The organism is Achromobacter sp. ISS7, assembly GCF_056523125.1.
The window spans coordinates 4,397,597-4,419,399 of sequence record NZ_JAWRZD010000001.1; the positions used below are offsets into that span (position 1 = coordinate 4,397,597).

The 21,803-nt window shown below is 62.8% G+C and carries 30 protein-coding genes, 2 tRNA genes and 1 other RNA gene; 28 read left to right on the plus strand and 5 right to left on the minus strand.

The features are described 5' to 3' along the window. Positions 1-333: 333 nt before the first annotated feature. A complete protein-coding gene (gene mscL / locus AC1HFW_RS19845; RefSeq protein WP_006392318.1) occupies positions 334-792 on the minus strand; it encodes a large conductance mechanosensitive channel protein MscL in 459 nt (152 codons plus the stop codon). A 140-nt stretch (positions 793-932) separates the two neighbouring features. Here mscL and petA point away from each other — a divergent pair, with 140 nt between their 5' ends. The 8 genes from petA (at position 933) to AC1HFW_RS19885 (ending at position 6,913) form a co-directional block, all read left to right on the plus strand. Beyond that, a complete protein-coding gene (gene petA, locus AC1HFW_RS19850; RefSeq protein ID WP_006392317.1) occupies positions 933-1,574 on the plus strand; it encodes a ubiquinol-cytochrome c reductase iron-sulfur subunit in 642 nt (213 codons plus the stop codon). Positions 1,575-1,648: 74 nt separating this feature from the next. Beyond that, positions 1,649-3,037, plus strand: a complete 1,389-nt coding sequence (locus tag AC1HFW_RS19855) for a cytochrome b (protein WP_116520772.1) — start codon at positions 1,649-1,651, stop codon at positions 3,035-3,037. A gap of 24 nt (positions 3,038-3,061) precedes the next feature. Then, entirely contained in the window at positions 3,062-3,916 is an 855-nt protein-coding gene (locus tag AC1HFW_RS19860) for a cytochrome c1 (protein ID WP_479285012.1), read from the plus strand. Between the two features lie 153 nt (positions 3,917-4,069). Beyond that, entirely contained in the window at positions 4,070-4,681 is a 612-nt protein-coding gene (locus tag AC1HFW_RS19865) for a glutathione S-transferase N-terminal domain-containing protein (protein WP_479285013.1), read from the plus strand. A 12-nt stretch (positions 4,682-4,693) separates the two neighbouring features. Further along, the gene (locus AC1HFW_RS19870) at positions 4,694-5,137 is read left to right on the plus strand and encodes a ClpXP protease specificity-enhancing factor (protein WP_006392314.1); all 444 of its coding nucleotides are present in this window, start codon (positions 4,694-4,696) and stop codon (positions 5,135-5,137) included. Between the two features lie 234 nt (positions 5,138-5,371). Continuing rightward, on the plus strand, positions 5,372-6,016 hold the full coding sequence (locus AC1HFW_RS19875) for an imm11 family protein (RefSeq protein WP_006392313.1): 645 nt from the start codon (positions 5,372-5,374) through the stop codon (positions 6,014-6,016). A gap of 73 nt (positions 6,017-6,089) precedes the next feature. Beyond that, positions 6,090-6,165, plus strand: a tRNA-Thr gene (locus tag AC1HFW_RS19880). 196 nt (positions 6,166-6,361) lie between these two features. Then, positions 6,362-6,913: a GAF domain-containing protein gene (locus AC1HFW_RS19885; protein ID WP_479285014.1), complete on the plus strand. Its 552-nt coding sequence runs from the start codon at positions 6,362-6,364 to the stop codon at positions 6,911-6,913. Between the two features lie 111 nt (positions 6,914-7,024). Here the strand turns inward: AC1HFW_RS19885 and AC1HFW_RS19890 are convergent, their stop codons facing one another. Together AC1HFW_RS19890 and AC1HFW_RS19895 are read right to left on the minus strand one after the other, a co-directional pair. Next, positions 7,025-7,264, minus strand: coding sequence for a hypothetical protein (locus AC1HFW_RS19890; RefSeq protein ID WP_479285015.1), 240 nt, complete (start codon positions 7,262-7,264; stop codon positions 7,025-7,027). A gap of 118 nt (positions 7,265-7,382) precedes the next feature. Then, positions 7,383-8,771 (minus strand): GntP family permease, encoded by a 1,389-nt coding sequence (locus AC1HFW_RS19895; protein ID WP_479285016.1) that lies wholly within the window; start codon positions 8,769-8,771, stop codon positions 7,383-7,385. Positions 8,772-8,923: 152 nt separating this feature from the next. Between AC1HFW_RS19895 and AC1HFW_RS19900 the strand changes: the two genes are divergently transcribed. Next, positions 8,924-8,999 (plus strand) — tRNA-Asn (locus AC1HFW_RS19900). Between the two features lie 258 nt (positions 9,000-9,257). Here AC1HFW_RS19900 and AC1HFW_RS19905 read toward each other — a convergent pair. Both AC1HFW_RS19905 and AC1HFW_RS19910 read right to left on the minus strand, forming a co-directional pair. Next, positions 9,258-9,833, minus strand: coding sequence for a hypothetical protein (locus tag AC1HFW_RS19905; RefSeq protein WP_479285017.1), 576 nt, complete (start codon positions 9,831-9,833; stop codon positions 9,258-9,260). Positions 9,834-9,918: 85 nt separating this feature from the next. Next, on the minus strand, positions 9,919-10,287 hold the full coding sequence (locus AC1HFW_RS19910) for a helix-turn-helix domain-containing protein (RefSeq protein ID WP_110134387.1): 369 nt from the start codon (positions 10,285-10,287) through the stop codon (positions 9,919-9,921). 95 nt (positions 10,288-10,382) lie between these two features. Here AC1HFW_RS19910 and AC1HFW_RS19915 point away from each other — a divergent pair, with 95 nt between their 5' ends. The 19 genes from AC1HFW_RS19915 (at position 10,383) to terL (ending at position 21,798) form a co-directional block, all read left to right on the plus strand. Next, positions 10,383-10,625 (plus strand): helix-turn-helix domain-containing protein, encoded by a 243-nt coding sequence (locus AC1HFW_RS19915; protein WP_110134353.1) that lies wholly within the window; start codon positions 10,383-10,385, stop codon positions 10,623-10,625. Beyond that, positions 10,622-12,844 (plus strand): transposase, encoded by a 2,223-nt coding sequence (locus AC1HFW_RS19920; RefSeq protein WP_479285018.1) that lies wholly within the window; start codon positions 10,622-10,624, stop codon positions 12,842-12,844. The genes AC1HFW_RS19915 and AC1HFW_RS19920 overlap by 4 nt, the downstream gene beginning before the upstream one ends. Positions 12,845-12,930: 86 nt before the next feature. Next, positions 12,931-13,668: an AAA family ATPase gene (locus AC1HFW_RS19925; RefSeq protein ID WP_110134355.1), complete on the plus strand. Its 738-nt coding sequence runs from the start codon at positions 12,931-12,933 to the stop codon at positions 13,666-13,668. After that, positions 13,665-14,285: a hypothetical protein gene (locus AC1HFW_RS19930; RefSeq protein WP_479285019.1), complete on the plus strand. Its 621-nt coding sequence runs from the start codon at positions 13,665-13,667 to the stop codon at positions 14,283-14,285. Before AC1HFW_RS19925 ends, AC1HFW_RS19930 begins: the two co-directional genes overlap by 4 nt. After that, positions 14,269-14,661 carry a LacI family transcriptional regulator gene (locus AC1HFW_RS19935; protein WP_479285020.1) on the plus strand — a complete coding sequence of 131 codons (393 nt, stop codon included), beginning with the start codon at positions 14,269-14,271 and terminating at the stop codon, positions 14,659-14,661. The genes AC1HFW_RS19930 and AC1HFW_RS19935 overlap by 17 nt, the downstream gene beginning before the upstream one ends. Further along, positions 14,658-14,996, plus strand: coding sequence for a hypothetical protein (locus AC1HFW_RS19940; RefSeq protein WP_479285021.1), 339 nt, complete (start codon positions 14,658-14,660; stop codon positions 14,994-14,996). Before AC1HFW_RS19935 ends, AC1HFW_RS19940 begins: the two co-directional genes overlap by 4 nt. 19 nt (positions 14,997-15,015) lie before the next feature. Next, a complete protein-coding gene (locus AC1HFW_RS19945; protein WP_240680499.1) occupies positions 15,016-15,387 on the plus strand; it encodes a hypothetical protein in 372 nt (123 codons plus the stop codon). Positions 15,388-15,403: 16 nt separating this feature from the next. Then, positions 15,404-16,018: a DUF3164 family protein gene (locus tag AC1HFW_RS19950; protein ID WP_110134360.1), complete on the plus strand. Its 615-nt coding sequence runs from the start codon at positions 15,404-15,406 to the stop codon at positions 16,016-16,018. A 357-nt stretch (positions 16,019-16,375) separates the two neighbouring features. Beyond that, positions 16,376-16,438: hammerhead ribozyme type II (locus AC1HFW_RS19955), an RNA gene on the plus strand. Between the two features lie 11 nt (positions 16,439-16,449). Next, on the plus strand, positions 16,450-16,755 hold the full coding sequence (locus tag AC1HFW_RS19960) for a hypothetical protein (RefSeq protein ID WP_110134361.1): 306 nt from the start codon (positions 16,450-16,452) through the stop codon (positions 16,753-16,755). Then, positions 16,755-17,204, plus strand: a complete 450-nt coding sequence (locus tag AC1HFW_RS19965; protein ID WP_110134362.1) for a regulatory protein GemA — start codon at positions 16,755-16,757, stop codon at positions 17,202-17,204. Before AC1HFW_RS19960 ends, AC1HFW_RS19965 begins: the two co-directional genes overlap by 1 nt. Next, positions 17,201-17,677, plus strand: coding sequence for a Mor transcription activator family protein (locus AC1HFW_RS19970; protein ID WP_479285022.1), 477 nt, complete (start codon positions 17,201-17,203; stop codon positions 17,675-17,677). Before AC1HFW_RS19965 ends, AC1HFW_RS19970 begins: the two co-directional genes overlap by 4 nt. Before the next feature lie 84 nt (positions 17,678-17,761). Next, complete coding sequence (locus AC1HFW_RS19975) at positions 17,762-18,253, plus strand: lysozyme (RefSeq protein WP_479285023.1); 492 nt, start codon at positions 17,762-17,764, stop codon at positions 18,251-18,253. Next, a complete protein-coding gene (locus AC1HFW_RS19980) occupies positions 18,250-18,504 on the plus strand; it encodes a DUF7940 domain-containing protein (RefSeq protein ID WP_479285024.1) in 255 nt (84 codons plus the stop codon). Before AC1HFW_RS19975 ends, AC1HFW_RS19980 begins: the two co-directional genes overlap by 4 nt. Then, on the plus strand, positions 18,501-19,127 hold the full coding sequence (locus tag AC1HFW_RS19985) for a hypothetical protein (protein WP_479285025.1): 627 nt from the start codon (positions 18,501-18,503) through the stop codon (positions 19,125-19,127). The genes AC1HFW_RS19980 and AC1HFW_RS19985 overlap by 4 nt, the downstream gene beginning before the upstream one ends. Further along, positions 19,124-19,405, plus strand: a complete 282-nt coding sequence (locus tag AC1HFW_RS19990) for a hypothetical protein (RefSeq protein WP_054489728.1) — start codon at positions 19,124-19,126, stop codon at positions 19,403-19,405. Before AC1HFW_RS19985 ends, AC1HFW_RS19990 begins: the two co-directional genes overlap by 4 nt. Beyond that, the gene (locus AC1HFW_RS19995; protein WP_110134366.1) at positions 19,402-19,620 is read left to right on the plus strand and encodes a hypothetical protein; all 219 of its coding nucleotides are present in this window, start codon (positions 19,402-19,404) and stop codon (positions 19,618-19,620) included. The genes AC1HFW_RS19990 and AC1HFW_RS19995 overlap by 4 nt, the downstream gene beginning before the upstream one ends. Before the next feature lie 3 nt (positions 19,621-19,623). Continuing rightward, positions 19,624-20,127 (plus strand): DUF1804 family protein, encoded by a 504-nt coding sequence (locus tag AC1HFW_RS20000; RefSeq protein WP_110134367.1) that lies wholly within the window; start codon positions 19,624-19,626, stop codon positions 20,125-20,127. 3 nt (positions 20,128-20,130) lie between these two features. Beyond that, on the plus strand, positions 20,131-21,798 hold the full coding sequence (gene terL / locus AC1HFW_RS20005; protein WP_479285026.1) for a phage terminase large subunit: 1,668 nt from the start codon (positions 20,131-20,133) through the stop codon (positions 21,796-21,798). Positions 21,799-21,803: the final 5 nt, after the last annotated feature.

Sequence of the window (21,803 nt, forward strand, 5' to 3'; positions counted from 1 at the left end):
TGCCCGCGCAGCCGGTGGCGGCGGGCAACCCAAGCCTCTCCCATGCCGCCTGGGTCCAGCAGCGCTTGGAACCTCGAAACCCGTAGCCCGGCGCGGGGGGGCGCGGGCGGGGCGCGCCGTCAGATGCGCCCGGCGGAAACCGAAGGCAGCCGCCAAAGGCGGCAACGAGGTTGAGCACGGGGCAGTCCGGAGCGAACGCTCCGGACCGCAATCGCAGGCGCGCCCCGCCCGCGCCCCCCCGCGCCGGGCGGCCTACGAAGCCCACAACCTCCGCAAGCAAACAACCCCTGAACCAATAAAAAAGCGCCCCACAGGGCGCTCTTCCATTTCAGCTCAAGGCTGCCTCTTCAACAAATCCCGAATCTCGCGCAACAACGCCACATCCTCAGGCGTCGCGGCAGGAGCCGCCGGCGCCGGCGCTTCCTCGGCCTTCGTGCGCGCCTTGTAGATCGCCTTCACCATCCAGAAGATCACAAACGCCAGCAACACGAAGTTGATGATGATCGTGACGAAATTCCCCCAGGCGAAAACATTGGCCCCCGCCTTCGTCAGATCCGCATACGTCATCGGCCCGTTGTAACCAGCAGGCATCGACAGCACCAGGAACTTGTTCGAGAAATCAACGGACCCGCCAAGCACGAAGTTCACCAGAGGCATGACGATATCCTTGACCAGCGAATCGACGATCCTGCCGAACGCCGCGCCGATGATCACACCAACCGCCAAATCAACCGCATTGCCTTTGACGGCGAAATCCCGGAATTCTTTGACGAAACCAGTTGTTTTGCTCATAAAAGCACTCCCTTCGTGATACGCCCACCAGTAGGCTGGCGCTATAATACGCGGTTGCTATGTTGTTACATATTCCCGCGAAGCCGATGCCGCAGAAGTGATGCTACTCGTAGAGCGGGCGCATCAACAAGGATAGGAAGATGAGTCAGGATACGCTGGTGCATGATGATGACGGTGCGGTTGATCCAAATCTGCCGCCCGATCCTTCGCGACGTTTCTGGGTAACCACCGCCTGTGCTGTGGGTGGCGTAGCAGGTGTCGCAACGGCAATACCGCTTGTGAGCACGTTTTCCCCTTCTGAAAAAGCCCGCGCCGCCGGCGCCCCCGTCGAAGTCGACGTGGGCGACATTCCCGTCGGCACCATGAAAACCGTGGAATGGCGTGGCAAACCGGTCTGGATCATCCACCGGTCTCCTGAACAGATCGCCGGCCTCAAGACCCAGGACGCGCTCCTGGCGGATCCCGACTCCAAACGGCCCGGCTTCACTCCCAAATACGCAGAAAACGAGGGCCGCTCGCGCAAGCCCGAACTGTTCGTCTGCGTCGGCATCTGTACCCACTTGGGCTGCTCGCCCACCTCGCACTTCGAAACAGGCGGCGGTGGCGGCATGGGCGCTTCCTGGCAAGGCGGATTCCTCTGTCCGTGCCACGGCTCCACGTTCGACCTGGCAGGCCGGGTCTACAAGAACAAGCCCGCTCCCGATAATCTCGAAGTTCCGCCGTACCAGTATCTCACCGACTCCCGCATCATCGTGGGCGTTGATGAAGACAACAAGGCCTGACGCACGCGTCGCGCTTTTTTCCCGAATTACGTAAGTAAAACAAATACGCCACGTATTAGAGAAGGAGCCGTTACATGGCTGGCGAGAAAACCGTCGAGACGACAGGCCTGTTGGGCTGGCTGGATCGGCGCTTCCCGGTGACCTCCACCTGGAAAGCGCATCTGTCCGAATACTACGCACCGAAAAACTTCAACTTCTGGTATTTCTTCGGCTCGCTGGCACTCCTGGTGCTGGTGCTGCAGATCGTGACCGGCATTTTCCTGGTCATGCACTACAAGCCGGACGCCGAGCGCGCGTTCCAATCCGTCGAATACATCATGCGCGAAGTCCCGTGGGGCTGGCTGGTGCGCTACATGCACTCGACCGGCGCCTCGATGTTCTTCGTCGTGGTCTACCTGCACATGCTGCGCGGCCTGCTCTATGGCTCGTACCGCAAGCCGCGTGAGCTGGTCTGGATCTTCGGCGTCGCGATCTTCCTCTGTCTGATGGCCGAAGCATTCTTCGGCTACCTCCTGCCGTGGGGCCAGATGTCCTACTGGGGCGCACAGGTGATCGTGAACCTGTTCGCGGCCATCCCGTTCATCGGCCCCGAGCTGTCGATCTGGATCCGCGGCGACTACGTCGTGTCCGACGCCACGCTGAACCGTTTCTTCGCCTTCCACGTCATCGCCATTCCGCTGGTGCTGGTGGGCCTGGTGGCGGCCCACCTGGTGGCGCTGCACGAAGTCGGCTCGAACAACCCGGACGGCATCGAGATCAAGCAGGGCCCGAAGGACAAGTACGGTCGACCGAAGGACGGCATTCCGTTCCATCCGTTCTACACGGTGCACGACCTGGTCGGCGTCGCGGGCTTCCTGCTGGTGTTCGCCTTCATCGTGTTCTTCGCGCCGGAAATGGGCGGGTACTTCCTGGAGTTCAACAACTTCATCCCGGCCGACTCGCTCAAGACGCCGCCGCACATCGCCCCGGTCTGGTACTTCACGCCGTTCTACTCGATGCTGCGCGCCACCACCGACGAGTTCACGTGGGTGCTGGCCGGCGCTTCGGTGCTGGGCGCCATCGCGCTGCTCGTCAAGAGCAACCTGAAGGGCTTCATGCGCATCGCCGTCCCCGGCATCCTGATCGTCGTGGCCGTGCTACTGCGCGTGATCGACGCCAAGTTCTGGGGCGTGGTCGCCATGGGCGGCACCGTGGTCATCCTGTTCTTCCTGCCGTGGCTGGACCATTCGCCGGTCAAGTCGATCCGCTACCGCCCCACCTGGCACAAGTGGATCTACGGCATCTTCATGGTCAACTTCCTGGTGCTCGGCTACATCGGTACGCAGCCGCCCAGTCCGCCGTTGAACATCACGTCGCAGATCGGCACGCTGCTGTACTTGGCATTCTTCTTCCTGATGCCGGTCTGGAGCCGCCTGGGCACTTTCAAGAAAGTGCCTGACCGCGTGACGTTCCACGCCCACTGAGCCCACGAGAATAACGGACTGACCATGATCAAGAAGCTGATTGGTGCCGTGGCGTTGATGCTGCTCACGTGTACCGCCACGTTCGCCGCCGAGGGCGGCTATCCGCTGGACAAGGCGCCTTACCGCGTCAACGACATGGCGTCGCTGCAAAACGGCGCCAAGCTGTTCGTCAACTACTGTCTGAACTGTCACAGCGCATCCTCGATGCGCTACAACAAGCTCAAGGACATTGGCCTGACCGACCAGCAAATCAAGGAAAGCCTGCTGTTCACCGGCGAGAAGGTCGGCGACATGATGACTGTCGCCATGACGCCCAAGGACGCCAAGAAGTGGTTTGGCACCACGCCCCCGGACCTGTCCGTGATCGCGCGCGCCAAATCCGTCAACGCCGGCCCCTCGGGTTCCGACTACATCTACACCTACCTGCGCACGTTCTACCGTGACACCTCGCGTGCCACGGGCTGGAACAACCTGGTGTTCCCGGCCGTCGGCATGCCGCACGCGCTGTGGGAACGGCAGGGTCCGCGCGAGCTGACCACGGTGGCGATGCACGAGGTCGAAGGCAAGGACGGCACGCCGAAATCGTGGGAACGCGTCACGACGGTGTACGATGCGCAAGGTTTTTCCACGGTCAAGGCCGAACCGGTAGCCAGCTACCACGGCCATGCCACCTTCGAGGCCAAATTCAAGGCCGCCAACCCGGCCCAAATCGCAACATACGACAACGACGTCGCCGACCTGACCGCGTTCATGGCCTGGATGGCCGAACCCGTCCAGACCTTCCGCGTCCAGCTGGGCGTCGGTGTCATGTTGTTCCTGCTCTTGTTCTTCCTGGTGATGTGGCGCCTGAACGCCTCTTACTGGAAACACGTGCGCTAACCGCAACGCCCCGCCAGGCGTATCTGCCCCCATTTTCATGGCGGTGGATAATGGCGGGTTAGGGCTGTATGCCTACCCCCCGCCTGGCAATCGGGGCCAGCGCCTGCTAGATTAGGGCGCTGGCCTTTCGTTTTTCATAAAGGATTTATCGCCATGATGGTGCTCTATTCCGGAACCACGTGTCCGTTTTCGCAACGCTGCCGCTTCGTGTTGTTTGAAAAGGGCATGGATTTCGAGATCCGCGACATCGACCTGTACAACAAGCCCGAAGACATCTCGGTGATGAACCCGTACGGTCAAGTGCCCATTCTGGTCGAGCGCGACCTGGTCCTGTACGAGTCGAACATCATCAACGTGTACATCGACGAGCGCTTCCCGCACCCGCAGCTCATGCCGGCCGATCCGGTCATGCGCGCCCGCACCCGCCTGTTCCTGTACAACTTCGAGAAAGAGCTGTTCGTCCACGTCTCGACGCTGGAAGACCGCAGCGCCAAGCCCGACGAGAAGAAGCTGGCCAACGCCCGCCAGAACATTCGCGACCGCCTGGCCCAGCTGGCCCCGATGCTGCTCAAGAACAAGTACATGCTGGGCGAGGAATTCTCCATGCTCGACGTGGCCGTGGCCCCGCTGCTGTGGCGCCTGGACCACTACGGCATCGAACTGCCCAAGAACGCGGCTCCGCTGCAAAAGTACGCCGAACGCATCTTCTCGCGCCCGGCCTACATCGAAGCGCTGACGCCTTCGGAAAAAGTGATGCGTCGCTAAGGTTGTCGCGTGATGGGTGAAACTTCGACCAAACCGTATCTGATCCGCGCGCTGCACGAATGGTGCACCGATAACGGCTACACGCCGTACATCACCGTGCAGGTCGACGAGCACACCATGGTGCCCGTCGCCCACGTGCGCGACGGCCAGATCACCCTGAACGTGGGTACGCTGGCCACCAACCGCCTGGTGCTGGGCAACGAATTCATCGAATTCCAGGCCCGCTTCAGCGGCGTGACCGAAAACGTCTACGTGCCGGTGGGCGCCGTCAGCGCCATCTATGCGCGCGAAACCGGCGCCGGCATGGGCTTCGAAGTGCAGCCCTACGAACCGCCGGCCCCGGGCGCGCAGAACGCGTCCGAGAGCGTCCCGTCCGAAGCCGAGGCGGATGCCGCCCCCGGCGATGACGGCGGCGACGACGAGCCCAAGCGTCCGCGCCTGACCATCGTCAAGTAATCCGGCAGGTCCCCCGCGCCGCCCCGGCCCCAGGCCCGGGCGGCGCGGTCACGTCTGGCCGCCGCCGATGTGACGCGCCATGGCATGGCGATTTTTTGAAACCCAGGATAAGAGTGCGTATCATTTGCATATCTGGGCAAAATCCCGTCTCATACGCCTGAATCGGCCCGCGCGGCCCGCCGCGTCCGTCGCGGCGCACGCCGTCCCCGGCCTTCCAGGAGTGATGCCCCGTCCATGCCGTACCTGATCGGAATGACGCCCGCCGGCGGCGTATCCACCCAGTTCATGCCGCAGATAGACCGCCAGCTGGTCGCCAAGCTGTGCCTGTTCGACACCCTGTCGGACGACGATCTTGCCAACATCCCGCGTCAGATCCGCCTGACCCTGCGCAGCACCGGTCGCGTTCCCGCGATCGTCGGATGGGACGGCGGGCCGTTCCTCGTCAATGCGCGGGTGCGCGAACTCATGGAAACGCTCGAACCCGACACGCACCGCTTCCTGCCGGTCGAGGCCGAGACCATGATCGTCGGCCGCAAGAGCCGGCCGTTCCGCACCTACCACCTGCTGCTGTGCCCGCCGCGCGTGGACGCCGTCATCATCGAGAAGACCGAGTTCTCCAAGGGCATGGGCCGCGCCGGCTACGAAGCCGGCGGCTGCTTCTCGTACCTGAAGGGCACGCCGCTGGTGCTGGACCGCGACGCCATCCAGGACCGCTGCTTCTGGCGCCTGCCGCGGCAATTCGGCGTCCGGCCGGCCTATCCGCACAGCGGCATCAGCGGCTACTTCTGCTCGGATGAATTCTGGCGCGCCCTGCGCGCCGAGCGTCTCGGCGGCTGGGAAGCCAAGCGGCGCTGCGCGACGGGCGCGCGACCGGAATGACGCGCATGCACGCCGGAAAGAATCTCCTTTTTTCATTACAATGCAGTCCCTGCGCGCGCCCCTGGCGCGCCACGCCGGTGTAGCTCAGTTGGTAGAGCAGCTCACTTGTAATGAGAAGGTCGAGGGTTCGATTCCTTTCACCGGCACCAATCCAACGCATCGACAACCCGCACCCGCCCCGCCCCGCGCCGTGCGGGTTTTTTATTGCCGGCACGGACTCCCTGCGGCGCCTGCCTCGACGAATCTGACTGATTAACGAGCCCGCAAGCCCCGATTGCGGGCGCCAACCGCGCAATACGCCGCTACCATCGTCCCTCCACCCCTGCATCAAGACGGCTCGGCCACATGCATGCGATTCATCTTCCTGGCGCGCAGCGAAAACGCTTCTGGCAAAAGAAATGGCCCAGGGAAGTCCTGTTCAACGGGCCGCCCATCATCGTGGCCGGTTCAGCCGCGGTGAAAAGCTGGCAAGAGCCGGTGCTCGATCCATGGACCTTCGGCCTCGCGACCACCGTGTGTCTCTGGCTGGCCGTGGCCGCCTGCGTTCGCGTCGCCGGCGCGCGAGCCGAAGACCGGAAAGACGGGCCGGAGGTGGTCCACGAAGGGTTGTACGCGGCGGTCTCCACCATGCACACCATGCTTTCCGAATGGTGCGACAAGCGCCAATGCGGCGCCGACATCCGCGCCACCTTCCACCGTGTGGTGCCGCCGGTTCATGAGCCGCGCGAAATCGAGCAGATCATCAACTATGCCGGCGCCAACGGCGAGGGCGTGGGCCGGACCTTCCCGGTCCACACCGGCATCACCGGCAGAGCCATCCGCAGCAAGAAGCCCCTGGTGATGTCCAGCCCGGACGCAACGGAAGAACAGCTTCGCGCCGAGCTGGTGCGCGAATGAGGATACACGCAAGCCGAGGTCCGCAAGCTTGGCCCCGGACGCTATTCAGCAATGGCGGTGCCCGTCCTGGACCGTTCTGGACAGCACCCGATCGGCGTGATTTACTTGGATTCAAGTGACCGCGCGCTCTTTGAACGCGACGATGTAGTGGAAATCGTTGGCGCTGGCACCAAGGCCATCAGCGACTTTGTCACGAAGAGGTACTGACATGCATACCATCCCCAGGAAGCCGGCCGAGACCTTCGTCAAGGCATCCAGGCTCATATCAAGGCCAGGGGCGGTCATCACCGTCCGCGAACTGACCCTGACGGACGTTGGCGTACGCGCCATCACCAGCGGCAGCGAAGGCATCAGGCAGGGCGCCCGCGAAGAGGCCGGCCCCCCATCGCCACTGCGGAAACCGATTACCGCATGAATCAAAAAGGAGGTCGAAAGACCTCCTTTTTTTGCGTCGCGGATTCCCGTGCGCTCAGCCCAGCGCCGGCAACATATTGAACAGCAGCACCATCACCAGGCCGACCACCGCCACGATGGACTGCACCACCGAGATCGTCTTGGTGGCCTCGCCCATCGTCATGCCGAAGGATTCCTTCACCATCCAGAACCCGGCGTGATTGGCGTAGTTGAAGAACAGCGAGCCGCAGCCGATCGACAGCGCCAGCAGCGGCAGGTTCAGCGAGGGATCGGCGCCGGCCAGCGGCGCCAGCAGGCCGGCCGCGCCGACGATGCCGACCGTGGCCGAACCGGTGGACACCGACAGCAGCATGGCGATCAGCCAGCCCAACACCAGCGGCGGGAACGCGAACTGGTGGGTCAGGTGGACGATGGCGTCGCCGACCTTGGCGCTGGTCAGCACCTGCTGGAAGGCGCCGCCACCGGCGATGATCAGCATGATGCCGGCAATCGGCTTGAGGCTCTTGCCGAGCGCGTCGCGCAGCTTCTCGGCGTCGCCGCCGCGCGCCAGCACCAGCGCCACGGCCGCGAACAGCACGCCCAGCAGCATGGCAACCAGCGGATTGCCCAGGAAGGCCGCCACGTGCATCAGGGGCGAGGCCTTGGGCAGCAGCATCTCGGCCACCGCGTGCAGCAGCATCAGCAACGCGGGCAGCAGGGCCGCCAGCACGCCCAGGCCCACGCCGGGCACGGAATGGCCGGCATCGGCCTGGCGCACCGCGGTGAATTGCTCGAGCAGGGCTTCGTCCGGGCGGGTCGTCATGCGCGGCGCGATGAAGGCGCCATACAGCGGACCGCCCAGGATCATGGCGGGCAGGGCGGCGAGGAAGCCATAGATCATGGTCGGGCCGACCGTGGTCTTGAGGCTGGCGATCGCCGTCAGCGGGCCGGGATGCGGCGGCACCATGCCGTGCATGGCGGCCAGCGCCGAGATCACCGGCACGCCCACGTACACGTAGGCCGAGCCCTTGAAGCGTTCCTGGCCTTCCAGCTTGCGGGCCACGCTGAAGATCAGCGGCAGCATCACCACCAGACCCACTTCGAAGAACATCGGGATGCCGATGATGAAGGCCACCAGCGTCATGGTCCAGGGGATCATGCGCGCCGAGGTGCGGTTCAGGATGGCATTGGCCAGGCGCTCGGTGGTGCCCGAGTCCGCCAGGATCTTGCCGAGCATGGCGCCCAGCGCGATCACCACGCCCACCGCGCCCAGGGTCTTGCCGGCGCCGTCGGTCAGGTTCTTGACGATGGCGGTCGGCTCCATGCCGGTGGCGAACCCGACGCCGATGGACACGATCAGCAGCGCCAGCAGCGGATGCATGCGGATGCGCGAGACGATGAGGGCGACCAGCACCAGGACGCTTACCAGGGCGGTAAGCAACAATTGGATGTCGAACGAAGACATGTATGAAACCCAGAAAAAACGTGAGAGGTCGCGAACCTTCTGGTTGCCATGATAAGGGATCGCCCTGACGCCCAACCGTCATGAACCCACGGCCCGCGGGGTCGTTTTGCATTCCCCGCGAAATTTGTGCATAATTCGCCCCCTCTACCTGTTCCCCGATAGCTCAGTCGGTAGAGCGACGGACTGTTAATCCGCAGGTCGCTGGTTCGAGCCCAGCTCGGGGAGCCAAAGAATGCAGTACTGAAGGGCCCGCAACGTGTTGCGGGCCTTTTGCATGGGCGAACGCCTGGAACACCCCGCCAAACTCGGACGGTGTCCCTGTGGGGAGGTGTGCAATTTGAGACGCGAAGGGGGCACGGGGCAGCCCAATTAGCCCCGAACAATCAATGGGTTATCCACAATTCGGGGCCGATGACCATTTGAGACTGATCGGCCAGGAAACGCCTCAATCTGCGAATGAATGCGCGTTATTTGAGACGGCCTGCGTCAAAGCGCTTTCTTGCACGCGGACAGGCTGCCCCAGAGGTCACGCTCTGCCTGCCGGCTGGCTGGCATCACCTTAAGGTCGTTTAGGGAATATCCGTTGCTCAGGTTGGAGCGGTAAAAGTGGTACCAGTCGCCCAAGGCCTGGCCTGCGTGTTCACATGTCGAATAGGAAGGAATCCAAGGATTCTTCAGCTTGGCCCCCTGGACGCCAAAGACATAGGCAACATCCTGGGCGGTAAACAACTGCCATTCCTTCTGTACGTACTGACTTCCGGCCCCCATGAAGAACTCGGCGTCGTTCGCGTTTAACGCGGTCTGAATCCGAGACGCGGCGCGGCGAATCACCGCCTCCGCTTCGGTGGCAGCCTCCTTCGTCTCGCTCTTAGTCCAAGCGCGCACTACAGATGTTCCAGCGGCACCATCGGCCACTATGAACCGGACGGCCGCCGCATCTGCTGGCCCGGCTTCGGCGGCTGTTACATCAGCCGAATGAGCAGCCATAAGAGCAAGGAACGACGCAACCAGAAAACGCCGCGCTGGTTGCGAACTCGCAATTTCCCAAGAAACCGTTCCCATAATCACAAGCCCTTGATAATAAAAGAAAAAAATACAAGCCTTAATTCTATGCTGGTTGCGCGAATCGCTTCCGAATTAGTAGGTGTCATCGTTCGCCGCCTGCCTTCCGGCGCGCGGAAATTTCGCGCGCCAGTACAGCCCCCGTGGCCTCTATCGCCCTTTTGCCGGCTTCGGCAGTGTGACGATAGTTGTCGATCAGGGCTTCCTCTCTAGCGGTTAGAACCGTCGCAGGCGGTGGCGATGGGTGGATGGTCAATATTTTTTTACCCGTGACCACGAAGTTAATGTCTGCGCCTAGCTCCGCAAACATGGCCAGATACTCGGCATTGGGAAAGGTCTTGCCCTTCTCATAGCTAATCTGCACCTGCTTTGACGTACCCGCGTGCGCCGCTAGAGCTGTCTGCGACAGCCCCAGCCTTTCCCTCTCAGCGCGTAGCCGGTCCCCTATGGTCATGAAAACAGCCCCTAAACACAGATTGACAGGTAAAGATTTCTTTACCATAATCCAACACAGTCAACCTTTTAACAACGCATTCCAACACGACTGCGATGAAAAAAAATTCCGCTACTCCGGCGTCTCCTCGCCGTGTCCCGCTCCGGGACCTGGCTTGGTTCCGCGCGAACGGCGTGGCCATAAGCGCATGGTGCCGCCAGGAAGGTCTTAGCTATCACGTAGTCAGAGAACTTCTGTATGGCCGCAATAAGGGCGTTCGCGGGGAGTCGCATCGAGCCGCCATCGCGCTAGGGATCAAACCTGATCCCAAAACCCTTTATGAGGAAGGCGGGAAATGACTATCGTCAAAGTATCGGATGTCCTTGTAACACAACGATTTAACGCTGGCGAGGCACCGACAAACGCTACGTTCACCGCATCCGAACTTCTGAGCTTTGGGCTGGCATGCTTGCCGTCGACTTTGCCCAACATCGGTCGCCGCGCACAAGCGGAAGGATGGGAATTCGTTGAAGTTCCTTCCGGCTCGGGGGCTGGTGCGCGCGGTATCGTTCGACGCTATTTCCTCCCCGCGTACGTGCAGGCTGCCTTGTCGCTGAAGCGGTCGCAAGAAGGCGGCCGCGTCGTCGATGCAGCAGGAACGACAAGCGCAACGCCGTCACTCTCGGCCCGCCAGCGCGCGGTCGCCGAGGCCCGCGCGTCGATCCTCTTGCATGTCCATCGCCTGGCAGCCATGGAAGGCATGAGCAGCGCGGTGCAGTCCACGATTGAAGCCGCCCAAAAACAACAGTTGCCGCCCGAGCTGTCGGCAGCGCTAGCCCTGGCCAACAACAAGGCGGGCCAAGGCCGCACCCTGACCCGCGCAACCCTGTACCGCTGGCTGTCCAAGTTCGACCTCACGCAGCCCAACGCCGTTGACCTGCTGGCGCCGGCCGACGCCGGCCAGGCCCGCCGTGGCAAGTGGCTGCGTCACGTCGTCGCACCCTGGGCGGAAACCGTCCTAAAACTCTACCAGCGCCCGCAAAAGCCCACCTTGCGCTGGGTGCATGACCAATTGCCGGCGCATCTGCCCAAAGGCGTGACGCCGCCCAGCTATGACACCCTGCGCCGCTTCATCGCGCAAATGGGTAACGTCGCCGTCGAACAGGGCCGCATGGGACCGCGCGAGATAAAGGCCATCAAGCCGTTCGTACGCCGCGACACATCCAAGCTCTGGCCAGGCGATATCTACATGGCCGATGGCCACGCATTCGACGCTGAGGTGGCACACCCCCGCCACGGTCGTCCGTTCCGTCCAGAAATTACGACCGTCCTGGATACGGCAACGCGCAAGGCCCTAGGCTGGTCGACCGACCTGGCCGAATCCGGCCTGGCCGTGCTGGACGCCCTGCGCGTAGCGACGCAAAACGGCGGCATCGCCAGCGTGTTTTACGTCGACCGAGGCGCGGGCTACATCAACGCCATGATCAGCGGCCCTGGTACGGGCCTGCTGTCCCGCCTTGGCACGACGCTTACGCATTCCCTGCCCTACAACTCGCAGGCCCGAGGCATCATCGAACGCGCCCATCAATCCATTTGGGTCCGTGCCGCCAAAGAGCTGCCCACCTACATTGGCAAAGACATGGACGCCGAGGCAAGCAACAAGGTCCACAAGCTGACACGACGCGACGTTAAGCGCCTGGGCGCCAGTCGTGCGCTGATGACCTGGCCGGACTTCGTGGCGTTCGCCGCTGACCAAATCGCGCAATACAACGACCGGCCCCATCGCGGCCTGCCGATGGTGGCCGATCCGGTTACGGGTAAACGCAGGCACATGACGCCCAACGAAGCCTGGCGCAAGGGCGTCCAAGAAGGTGCCGACCTGGTCCAGCTACAGCCGGCCGAAACGGATCATCTGTTCCGCCCGCAGCAGCAATGCCGCGTGCTGCGCGGTGAAATCCGCCTGTTCAACAACATCTACTTTTCGCATGAGCTGACCGAGTACCACGGCGAGGGTGTAAACGTCGGCTTCGACATCCACGACCCCAGCCAGGTATGGGTATACGACGCTGATGGCGTCCTGCTGTGCAAGGCGCAACTGGACGGCAACCGCCGTGACTTCATGCCGGAAAGCTTCCTGGAACGCGCAAGCCGCAAACGCGCCGAGGGTCGCAAACGTCGCTTGGAAGAAAAGCTCACCGAGGTCCACGACGAGCTGCACGGCGGTCCCGTGGTGTTGGAAAACAACCCCACGCAGCGGGCCCAGTTTGTAGCCGGCTACGACGCCCAGCGCTTGGTGGAGCGCATCGAAATTCAGGCCGTCGAATTGCACCCGGGCCAGCACGACCAGGTCGCCACGCGCCCCGCGTTCCGCAACCCTTCGGAGCGCTACGAATGGCTCAAAGCCGAGGGCAGCGCAGCGTGGACCGAATCAGATCAGCAGTTCCTACGTGACTACGTCGAGGACCCCGAAGGGTACGCGCTATTCGCCCAACGCTACGAGCCGCTGGGCCTGGACTGGACCGACGAAGACGAGCAGGAATTGAACCGTTTCAACAGCCCCTCACGCAGGGTTGCGTGAGGTCTTAACGAAATGGCCCGGAAGGTGCGGGAACACCAACCGGGCCGGAAAAACTGACTTTGAGAGAGTCAGGAGGATATTACCCCATGAAAAAAGCCTTTGTCCAAAACAGCAATTACGTGCGCTTCGTGGAGGCGGTCAAGGCCGTCGAGCAGCGCGGCGCGCGCGAGGCGTCCATCTTGCTTGTGACCGGCCCGGCCGGCCTGGGCAAGAGCGAGACGGTTGACCGTTTCGCCATGGACACCAACGCCATTTACCTGCGTGCCAAAGAAACCTGGACCAAGCGCGGTTTGCTTTCCGAAATGGCCGACACCTTGAAGCTGTCGAGCAGTGGCCGCAACCAGGAAGTGCAGGCCCGCATCATCGGTCACGTCGCCCAACGCCAAACCCCCATCGTCATTGACGAGGCGGAATTCACTGTGCGCACGACCGCGTCCATCCTGGAATGCGTGCGCGATATCTCCGACCTCACCGAGGTCCTGGTGGTGCTGGTCGGCATGGAGACTATCGAAAGCCGTATTGCACGTTACCCGCAGATATCCAGCCGCGTGGCGCAGGTCGTTCACTTCCAGCCGCTGACGCAGCAAGACGTACTGCTGACCGCGCGCCAACTGGCCGAAGTCAAGATTGCCGATGCGGTCATCGCAGAACTGCATCGGCAATCGGAAGGCCGCATGCGCCTGGTCATGAACGGGATTGCCGCCATTGAGCGCTTGGCCACCACCAATGGCCTGGCCGAGGTCAAGGCCGAGAACATCAAGGATATCCCCCTGTGCCACGACTGGCAGGGTCGGCGCTCGCGCGTTCCTGGGAGGGTTGCATGAGTCACGTATGGACATCGCAGGCCGTCATGGCGGCGCTGCATCGGCTGGTCGATGCCACTGACCTGGTCGACCTGGACGGCATCGCACGCGAATCCGCGCTGGACCGCAAGCAGGTGGCCAATGCCTGCGACAAGCTGGTGACCCATGGCTATCTCGCGCGTCAGACCTACGCCGACGGCAAAGTAAAACCTGGCAAGTATCGCCTGACGGCCGAGGGCCGCATTGCCTTGGAGGCGGGCGCCAACCTCAAGAGCGGTCCGAAAGGGCCGAGCGGCAAGGCGCGCAACACCGCCGGTTCGCTGCGTGAAAAGGTCTGGCGGCTGCTGCGCATCCGTCAAAAGGCTTCGGTGCCGGAGGTCGTCGCGCTGCTGTGCGATGGCGATGCGACCGAGAAGGAAATCGAGTGTGTGACCAACAACGTGCAGAAGTACCTGCGCGCGCTGCGCGCCACCGGCTACCTGGCCGACATGCGGCGTGAGCCTGGCAGCAAGCCCACCAGCAACGGTTTCAAGCGGTACTTGCTGGTGCGTGACACCGGCCCGCTGGCACCCACCCGGCGCGGCAAGGACCGCGTCTATGACCCGAACGAGGAACGCGAGTATGGCGTCGTGGCTTGACTTAGTACGTGCCGAGGTCCAGGCATCCAACATCACCGTGACGGCCAAGCGCATGAATTGCTCGCGCTCGGCCCTGTCCCAGGTCATCAACCAATGCGGCCCCTACGGCACGGGCAAGGCCAGCGTGGCCAAGCTGGCCGAGAAGGCCATCCAGGCATTCACCAAGGTCCATTGCCCGTTCCTGACCGAGTTTCACGGCCAGGCCACGGTCATCACCGGCGCGGAGTGCCGAGGCCACGCCGACCGCGAAACCCCGCCCATCAACAACCCGCGCGAGCTACGCCACTGGCGTGCATGCCAAGCATGCCCGCACCGCGCCAAGTACGTACACCAGCAGGCCCACCCCTCAACCGAGATCATCGGGGAATTTCAATGATGAACGCAGCGAACGAATCACGCATGGTCAGCGATCAATCCCTGTTCCGGGAAAGAGCGATCCACAAGCCGGCCATCCTCACCCTGGATATCCAGGCGCGCCTGGCCACCATCAACGCGGCTTGCCGTGAGCTGCGCAAGCTGGGCTTGCGCATCGCGGACCAGGACGTGGCACCGAACGATGACGGCGCCCCGGTGGTCGACCTCGGGCCAATTCTTCCCCACCAGGCCGAGCAGCTTATCGGCGCGGCTGGTGGCAGCACCCACAACGCCGCCACGCAACGGCATAGCGCATCGGTGTTTGGTGTGCGTGCCATCTGGACGACGCCGCAGTAATCGAACAGGAGACAGATTCATGAGCAACCACGCCGAAACGATGGACAACGCAAACGCGGACAGCACGGCGCACCGGGCCTTGTATGAACAGTTGACCCAGGAACACGCCGATTGGACCCCCGAGCTTGACCGGTGCGTGCGGGCGTACTTCGAGCTGCAACAGCCGGCAGACCCGGAGGAAAGCCCGCTCCAGATGTTCGCCAACTATGGCACCAGCTTGGGCATCGCTCAATCGCTGCATGCAATGGGCTGCATCTCCGAAAGCGCCCTGGGTCACATGTCGCGCTTTGCCTCCAACCAGATGGGCAGAAAGCTGCTGCCCTGGAATGGCCGCGAGTTCGCGGTCAGCAGCGGCTACGGCACCCCGCCGCAGGCCCCCTCTTACCACTAAGCAGAAAGGAAACTGCATGAACACCTCTATCCCCAGCGGCTACCGCCAACGCGCGGACGGTAGCCTGGTCCCCGAGTCCATGGTTAGCGACATCGACAAGCTGCGCGACCAGACCATCGAACGCATGATTGCCGCCGTGAAAGAACAGAGCGCCAACTTGGCCCGGCTCAAAGGCTCCGTCTTTGCTGACGTGGAATCGTTCGTTGCGATCAGCCAGGAACAGTACGGCGTGAGGGCCGGTGGCAAAAAAGGCAATGTGACCCTGACCAGCTACAGCGGCCGCTACAAGGTCGTGCGCCAGGTGCAGGAGCGCCTGACGTTCGATGAGCGCTTGCAGGCCGCCAAGGCGCTGATTGATGAATGCATCATGGACTGGTCCGAGGGCAGCCGCGACGAAATCAAGGTGCTGGTCAACGATGCCTTCCGCGTCGACCAGGAAGGCCAGATCAACACGGGCCGTGTGCTGGGCCTGCGGCGATTGGAAATCAAAGACGAGAAGTGGCAGCGCGCGATGACCGCCATCAGCGATAGCGTGCGCGTGGACGGCAGCAAGCCCTATATCCGCTTCTACGAGCGCGCGGAAGGGTCGGACGAGTACGTGGCCATCCCTCTGGACTTTGCGGCGCTCTGACGCGCCTACATGCCCCTTGGCCCCGACCTACCGTCAGCCGTCGACGGGCGCACGCGGGTAAACGTGCGCGGTTCAGGACCCTGGCCGGGCGGGGTGTGTGCGGCCCCGGCATTTTCTGGAGCATGAAACGATGCGTGAAAGCATGGAAACCGAGCTGGGCCGCGAAGTCCTATGCACAGGCTGCAAGTGCTTCTGGCCGGCCGATGGCGAGTTCTTCTTTATGGATCGAGGCCGGCCCCGCTCGCGCTGCCGAGCCTGCGACAATGAGGACCCCGAGCGCCAGGCGTACCTGGCCAACCATAGGCGCAAGCGCACCCAGGCACAACGGGCTGCGGTGGGTCAATAGAGGATAGAGCGTGGCGAAACCGCCGGAAGGCGGTCTGTCAGATGTGGTGGTCTGGCACTGATGAGCAGCCAAAGAGGAACCCGAGATGGCCACAACCAAAAAGCAAGGCGGCGCAATGTGCCGTGTCACCATCGGCTATCAAGACTTCTTGATGCCGGCGGACAAGGGAATGCGCGTGCTGGAGGCGATGCAGCACGCCATCGGATGCGACCGCGACTACGTCGGGCACGATGAGCAATTCATCGCGAAGGAGCAGCCCCGCGTGGAATTTTCCCTTGTGCGTGCGGATCAAATCCGAATGCCCGAGGGATACTCGGAACCGGCGAGTGGGCGCAAGCGAACACCCCGCGCCGTCCAGGTAAACCCCACGCGCCGCCTGGAGCTGAAGTAATGAACGCCATTGTCAAACGCATGCAGCCCAAGCAAGGCTCCCTGATGTTGGCGCGCAAGAAGGCAATCAGCGCTATCCACGCGCTCAAGAATCAGGCTGGCATGAGCGAGGACGAGTACCGCACCATGCTGCGAGCGCAAACCGGAAAAGGCAGTTGCTCGGATATGGACATCGTGGAGCTGCGCCGCGTCCTGGACCACTTCGCCCGCCTGGGCGTCAAATCCGTGGCACGCAGGAAACTGGACCGCGTGGGCATCTCTCGCCAGCGTCTGCTGGCCAAGCTGACCGCCCAGCTATCGGCGGCCGGCCGGGACCGTAGGTACTTGGACGGAATGGTCAAGCGCATCGCCAAGGTGGATGCCTTGGAATTCTGCGATGAGCAGGCGCTTTCCAAGTTGATCGCGGCCCTGGCCATCGATGCTGAACGACATGGACGGGCTTATCCGTGAAAAGCCCCGCCGCCAGCCCTATCGAACTGTCCGACGTTGCGGGTCTCTTGCCGCCCATCGTGCAAACGCTGATCGGGGTAATTGGCCTGCGCGCAACTTCGGACCTGGTGCGTCAGCTTGGCGGCACGACCTTTGAAGTGCCTATGCGGCAAACCCGGGATGGGGAAGCAAAGTTTGAAGCGCTGGCCGAAGTAATCGGGCCGGACGCCGCGGCGGCCATGGTACGGCACTTCGCGGGCGACAAACTCTATATCCCGCGCTGCCGCGCAGCGCTTCTTGAATACACCTATCGCCAAATTCGGCAGACCTTCGACCGCCTTACGCGCGACACGTCGGCGGTTCAGGCCGTCGCGGTGTTGGCCGTGCGCTACGGCTATGCCGACCGACACATCTGGTCGATTCTCAAAATGTCCGACCGCCACGGCGACGGCGAGAACGCCATCGGGGCCGCTGGCCAACTCGGGCTGTTCTAAGCCCCCCCACCTACTGAAGTAATTCACGGCGCGCCATAAGGGCCGCGCTGGGATAGTCGTGTCCAGCAACTATTGGACACGAATATGCACCCTGACAAGACTTCCGAGGCTGGCGTCTCCCTCATCGAACATTTCGAGGGCTGCCGCCTGACCGCGTATTGGGACGCCACCGGCAAGGTATGGACCATCGGCTGGGGCCATACGGGCCTGGACGTGTACAAGGGCCTGGTCATCACGCAAGCGGTCGCGGACGCCATGCTGGCGCAGGACCTCATCGAGCGTGAGAACGCCGTCAAGAAGTGCTTTGCCAGCGTTCCCCTCACGCGAGGCCAGTTCGACGCGCTGGTGTCCTTCCTCTACAACGTCGGCCCCGGCAAGCGCGGCATCAAGTCCGGCCTGTTCGTGCTGACCAACGGCCAGCCGTCCACCCTGGCCCGCAAGGTCCTGGCGCGCGACTACGCCGGAGCCGCAGAGGAATTCCTGAAATGGATTTACTCGGGTGGCGTGCCGCTGCGCGGCCTGGAGCGCCGCCGCAAGGCCGAGCGGCAATTGTTCCTGACCGGGGCCTGGTCGTGAAGCGCCGCCCGAGACTGACCAAGAGCTGGCGGCGGCTCCATCGCTCGTACACGGTCATCCTCGGCCTGGTCCTTGCGGTGGCATCAGCCGCTTATGAGCTGCTGCCGCTGTTCCGGTCCCTGGTGGCCGAATCCCGTTTCGCCTGGATTTCAATGGGGCTCGGCGTGTTGATCGCCGCGCTGCGTTACGTGGATCAACCTTGCTTGCAGCCGCAGGCGAACCCGAACGACGACGCCGAGGGTAAGCAATGATCGCCCGCCTGTTGTCCTGGCTCGGCATCGACGCCACCGCCGCCTGGTTTGTGCTGGTGGTGGTCGCCTGTGCCGGCGGCTACCTGCACGGCTATGGCTACGCCACGGCGCAGGCCGAGGCCAGCCATAACGCCTATGTCGTCAAGCAGAGCCAGGCCACGGCCGACGCCCAGGCAAAGCATCTGCGCGAGCTGCGCGCCGAGCAAGAGCGAGGTGATGCACTGTCCGCGTGGCTTCTTTCCACCAACGCGGAGAACGCCAAGCTCTCCGATGACCTCAAGAAGCGAGTCCCCCGTGTATCAACCGTCTACCTCGAAAAGCCCGGTGCGGCGCCTGTTGCCCTGCCTGATCGTCCTTTTACTGCTGGCTGGGTGCGCGACTACAACGCCGCCCTTGGCCTACGAATGCCCCAAGCCCCTGCGGCTGCCGGCACCGCTGCGCGAACGGCCGCCGGCTTTCAAGCCGTTGGTTCCCTCGGTGGAATCGACCCCGCAGACCTTGCCCGCAGCACCGTAAGCCAGGCCGACGTGCTGGACAACCACATCGACAATTCCGCCGTCTGCAAGAAGCTTGCCGCCCAGCTCAATGCCATTTTGGACCTGGATGAGGGGAAATCGCCATGATGATAGAGATCGGCGGCGCGCAACTCTTTAGCGTCGTGGTGATGGTCATTGCCGGCCTGGTCGGCATGTGGACTCGTCGCGTGCAAAGCGATCAGAAGGAAAACGCGCAACAGGTCGCAACGCTCAAGGTCCAGGTGGCCGAGCTACGCGAACAGCTCGCGCGTGAGGCGAGCGACTATGCGCGCCGCAGCGAGCTGGAAGCGCTTATGCGCCGCATCGAAGAAAAGCTAGACCGCATGACCGACAAACTGGACTCCAAACAGGACAAACAAGCATGACCGCCAAAGACAAGCCCAACGACGCAGGCCCCGACGAACAATTGCAGCTACTGCGCCGCGTGGACGGAAAGCTCGACAACCTGGACGGCAAGCTTGACCGCATGCGTCAGGAAGTGCGCAAGGACGCCGTGGTGTACGGCGCTACCGCTGGCGGTTTGACGGGCGGGATTATCGCCGTGGGCGTGGCCCTGGCCAAAGCAAAGTTGGGCCTGTAGCGCATGGCCCACCCCAAGGAAACCCGTGACGCGGTACGGCGTGCCTACGTGTACGACCGTTTGTCGCTGGAAGTGTCGGCCCTGAAGGCCGGCGTTTCCTATGCGACTGCCGCGCGCTGGAAAAGCCAATCCGCCAAGGACGGCGACGATTGGGATAAGGCGCAGGCCGCGCAGCTCCTTTCCGGTGGTGGCATCGAGAACATCGCCCGTCAGATGCTGGCGGGCCTTGTCATGCAGTACCAGGCGACGATGGACGCGGTAAGCGTTGACACCGACATCAAGCCGGCCGCCAAGGTACAGATGCTGTCCAGTCTCGCCGACGCGTACAACAAGACGGTATCGGCGTCCAAGCGCATCTTGCCGGAAACCAGCGAGCTGGCCACGGCCATGCAGGTCGTCCAACTGCTGGCGGAGTTCATCCAGCAGAACCACCCAAAGCACGCTACCGCGTTCGTCCAGATTCTGGAGCCGTTCGGCGAGGTGCTGGCCAACAACTTCGGCGGGTAGCGTATGGCTCGCTTTGAAATCAAGGCCAAGCGGACTAACCGCAAGGCGTTCCTCACCGAGGTCATGCAACTGGCCGCAGGCATGCGGGCCATGATTGAGGCCGAGGTTTCCGGCTTCAATCCGGACCCCGCGATCGCGCGCGAGCGCAGGGCCAGGGCCTGGGACGATTTTGAGTATTTCGCCCGCACCTACTTTCCGCACTACATCAGCAAGGCAAACAGCTTGCTGCATGACTACCTGTACAAGCGGCTGCCGGCGATGGTCGCCGCGCCCGACTCGCAATCGGACGTGATCGCCGCGCCCCGTGGCGAGGCCAAGTCGACCATTACCAGCCAGATATTCGTTCTCTGGTGCGTCATCACCGAGCGCAAGTGGTATCCGGTCATCGTCATGGACGCCTTTGAGCAATCGGCCGTGATACTGGAGGCCATCAAGGCCGAGCTGGAAAGCAACCCGCGCCTGGCCATGGACTTTCCCGAGGCGGCGGGCCAGGGCAGCACCTGGCAGGTTGGCAAGATCATCACCAAGAACGGCCGCATGGTGGAAGTGTTTGGCGCGGGCAAGCGGATTCGTGGCCGTCGCCACGGGCCGCACCGCCCAGACCTGGTCGTGGGCGATGACCTGGAGAACGATGAAAACGTCCGCTCGCCCGAGCAGCGCGACAAGCTGCAAGGTTGGTTGGCCAAGTCCGTGATGAAGCTGGCCGGCCCGGGCGAAAAGCTAGACGTAGTCATCATCGGCACCGTGCTGCACTATGACTCGGTGCTGTCGCGCTTGCTGAAAAACCACTTCTGGCGTGGTATCAAGTTTCAGGCGGTCATCACCTGGCCCAACCGTATGGACCTGTGGGACCAATGGGAGGAGCTGTATCGCAACGAGGGGCCGGACACGGCGCGCCTCTTCTACGCGGCCAACGAAGCCGACATGATCGAGGGCGCGGTGGTGTCCTGGCCTGCCGCCCGCCCCATCCTGTCGCTGATGATCATTCGCGCCCGGGACGGGCATGACGCTTTCGATTCCGAGCTGCAAAACGATCCTGTCGCGGGTGACAACGCCCCATTCGCTGGCGTCATCACGTTTTGGGTGAATCGCCTGGCGGATTGGCTTTTCTATGGCTCATGCGATCCGAGCCTAGGTAAGGCCGGGAATCGGCGCGACCCGTCCGCGCTGCTGGTGGGCGGCTTTAACCGTGTCACGGGCATCCTGGACGTTGTGGAAGCCAAGATTGGCAAGCGCGTGCCGGACAAGATCATCAGCGACGTGATCGCCCTGCAACGCGAATACCGCTGCCTCCTGTGGGTCGTGGAGTCGGTCCAGTTCCAGGAGTTCCTTCGCACCGAGCTGGTCAAGCGATCCGCCGCGCTGGGCGTCCCCGTGCCGGCGCGAGGCATCACGCCTGGCACGGACAAGGATTTACGCATCGCGTCGATACAGCCGCACCTTGCCAACGGCCTGATCCGTCTGCATCCGTCGCAAAAGACCCTCAACAGCCAACTGACCCATTGGCCCATGGCCGATCACGACGACGGCCCCGACGCCCTACAGATGCTCTGGATGGCCGCTACGACTGGCTTCGGAGTTTTTGAATACACGCCCGCTAACAAGCGCTCCCATGACGCGAAAGATGATGACGTCACAGACGTCGCCTGGCGCGACGTGGGGGCCTGGTAGGAAAC

Coding starts and splice junctions, on each gene's coding strand:
- AC1HFW_RS20000 (WP_110134367.1), top strand. CDS start 19,624: ATGGCCCACCCCAAGGAAACCCGTGACGCGGTACGGCGTGCCTACGTG.
- AC1HFW_RS19995 (WP_110134366.1), top strand. CDS start 19,402: ATGACCGCCAAAGACAAGCCCAACGACGCAGGCCCCGACGAACAATTG.
- AC1HFW_RS19985 (WP_479285025.1), top strand. CDS start 18,501: ATGATCGCCCGCCTGTTGTCCTGGCTCGGCATCGACGCCACCGCCGCC.
- AC1HFW_RS19885 (WP_479285014.1), top strand. CDS start 6,362: ATGCATGCGATTCATCTTCCTGGCGCGCAGCGAAAACGCTTCTGGCAA.
- AC1HFW_RS19925 (WP_110134355.1), top strand. CDS start 12,931: ATGAAAAAAGCCTTTGTCCAAAACAGCAATTACGTGCGCTTCGTGGAG.
- AC1HFW_RS19910 (WP_110134387.1), bottom strand. CDS start 10,287: ATGACCATAGGGGACCGGCTACGCGCTGAGAGGGAAAGGCTGGGGCTG.
- AC1HFW_RS19975 (WP_479285023.1), top strand. CDS start 17,762: ATGCACCCTGACAAGACTTCCGAGGCTGGCGTCTCCCTCATCGAACAT.
- AC1HFW_RS19905 (WP_479285017.1), bottom strand. CDS start 9,833: ATGGGAACGGTTTCTTGGGAAATTGCGAGTTCGCAACCAGCGCGGCGT.
- petA (WP_006392317.1), top strand. CDS start 933: ATGAGTCAGGATACGCTGGTGCATGATGATGACGGTGCGGTTGATCCA.
- AC1HFW_RS19895 (WP_479285016.1), bottom strand. CDS start 8,771: ATGTCTTCGTTCGACATCCAATTGTTGCTTACCGCCCTGGTAAGCGTC.
- AC1HFW_RS19935 (WP_479285020.1), top strand. CDS start 14,269: ATGGCGTCGTGGCTTGACTTAGTACGTGCCGAGGTCCAGGCATCCAAC.
- AC1HFW_RS19870 (WP_006392314.1), top strand. CDS start 4,694: ATGGGTGAAACTTCGACCAAACCGTATCTGATCCGCGCGCTGCACGAA.
- AC1HFW_RS19945 (WP_240680499.1), top strand. CDS start 15,016: ATGAGCAACCACGCCGAAACGATGGACAACGCAAACGCGGACAGCACG.
- AC1HFW_RS19940 (WP_479285021.1), top strand. CDS start 14,658: ATGATGAACGCAGCGAACGAATCACGCATGGTCAGCGATCAATCCCTG.
- AC1HFW_RS19950 (WP_110134360.1), top strand. CDS start 15,404: ATGAACACCTCTATCCCCAGCGGCTACCGCCAACGCGCGGACGGTAGC.
- AC1HFW_RS19965 (WP_110134362.1), top strand. CDS start 16,755: ATGAACGCCATTGTCAAACGCATGCAGCCCAAGCAAGGCTCCCTGATG.
- AC1HFW_RS19930 (WP_479285019.1), top strand. CDS start 13,665: ATGAGTCACGTATGGACATCGCAGGCCGTCATGGCGGCGCTGCATCGG.
- AC1HFW_RS19915 (WP_110134353.1), top strand. CDS start 10,383: ATGAAAAAAAATTCCGCTACTCCGGCGTCTCCTCGCCGTGTCCCGCTC.
- AC1HFW_RS19865 (WP_479285013.1), top strand. CDS start 4,070: ATGATGGTGCTCTATTCCGGAACCACGTGTCCGTTTTCGCAACGCTGC.
- AC1HFW_RS19960 (WP_110134361.1), top strand. CDS start 16,450: ATGGCCACAACCAAAAAGCAAGGCGGCGCAATGTGCCGTGTCACCATC.
- AC1HFW_RS19990 (WP_054489728.1), top strand. CDS start 19,124: ATGATGATAGAGATCGGCGGCGCGCAACTCTTTAGCGTCGTGGTGATG.
- AC1HFW_RS19860 (WP_479285012.1), top strand. CDS start 3,062: ATGATCAAGAAGCTGATTGGTGCCGTGGCGTTGATGCTGCTCACGTGT.
- AC1HFW_RS19920 (WP_479285018.1), top strand. CDS start 10,622: ATGACTATCGTCAAAGTATCGGATGTCCTTGTAACACAACGATTTAAC.
- AC1HFW_RS19890 (WP_479285015.1), bottom strand. CDS start 7,264: ATGCCTTCGCTGCCGCTGGTGATGGCGCGTACGCCAACGTCCGTCAGG.
- terL (WP_479285026.1), top strand. CDS start 20,131: ATGGCTCGCTTTGAAATCAAGGCCAAGCGGACTAACCGCAAGGCGTTC.
- AC1HFW_RS19875 (WP_006392313.1), top strand. CDS start 5,372: ATGCCGTACCTGATCGGAATGACGCCCGCCGGCGGCGTATCCACCCAG.
- AC1HFW_RS19855 (WP_116520772.1), top strand. CDS start 1,649: ATGGCTGGCGAGAAAACCGTCGAGACGACAGGCCTGTTGGGCTGGCTG.
- mscL (WP_006392318.1), bottom strand. CDS start 792: ATGAGCAAAACAACTGGTTTCGTCAAAGAATTCCGGGATTTCGCCGTC.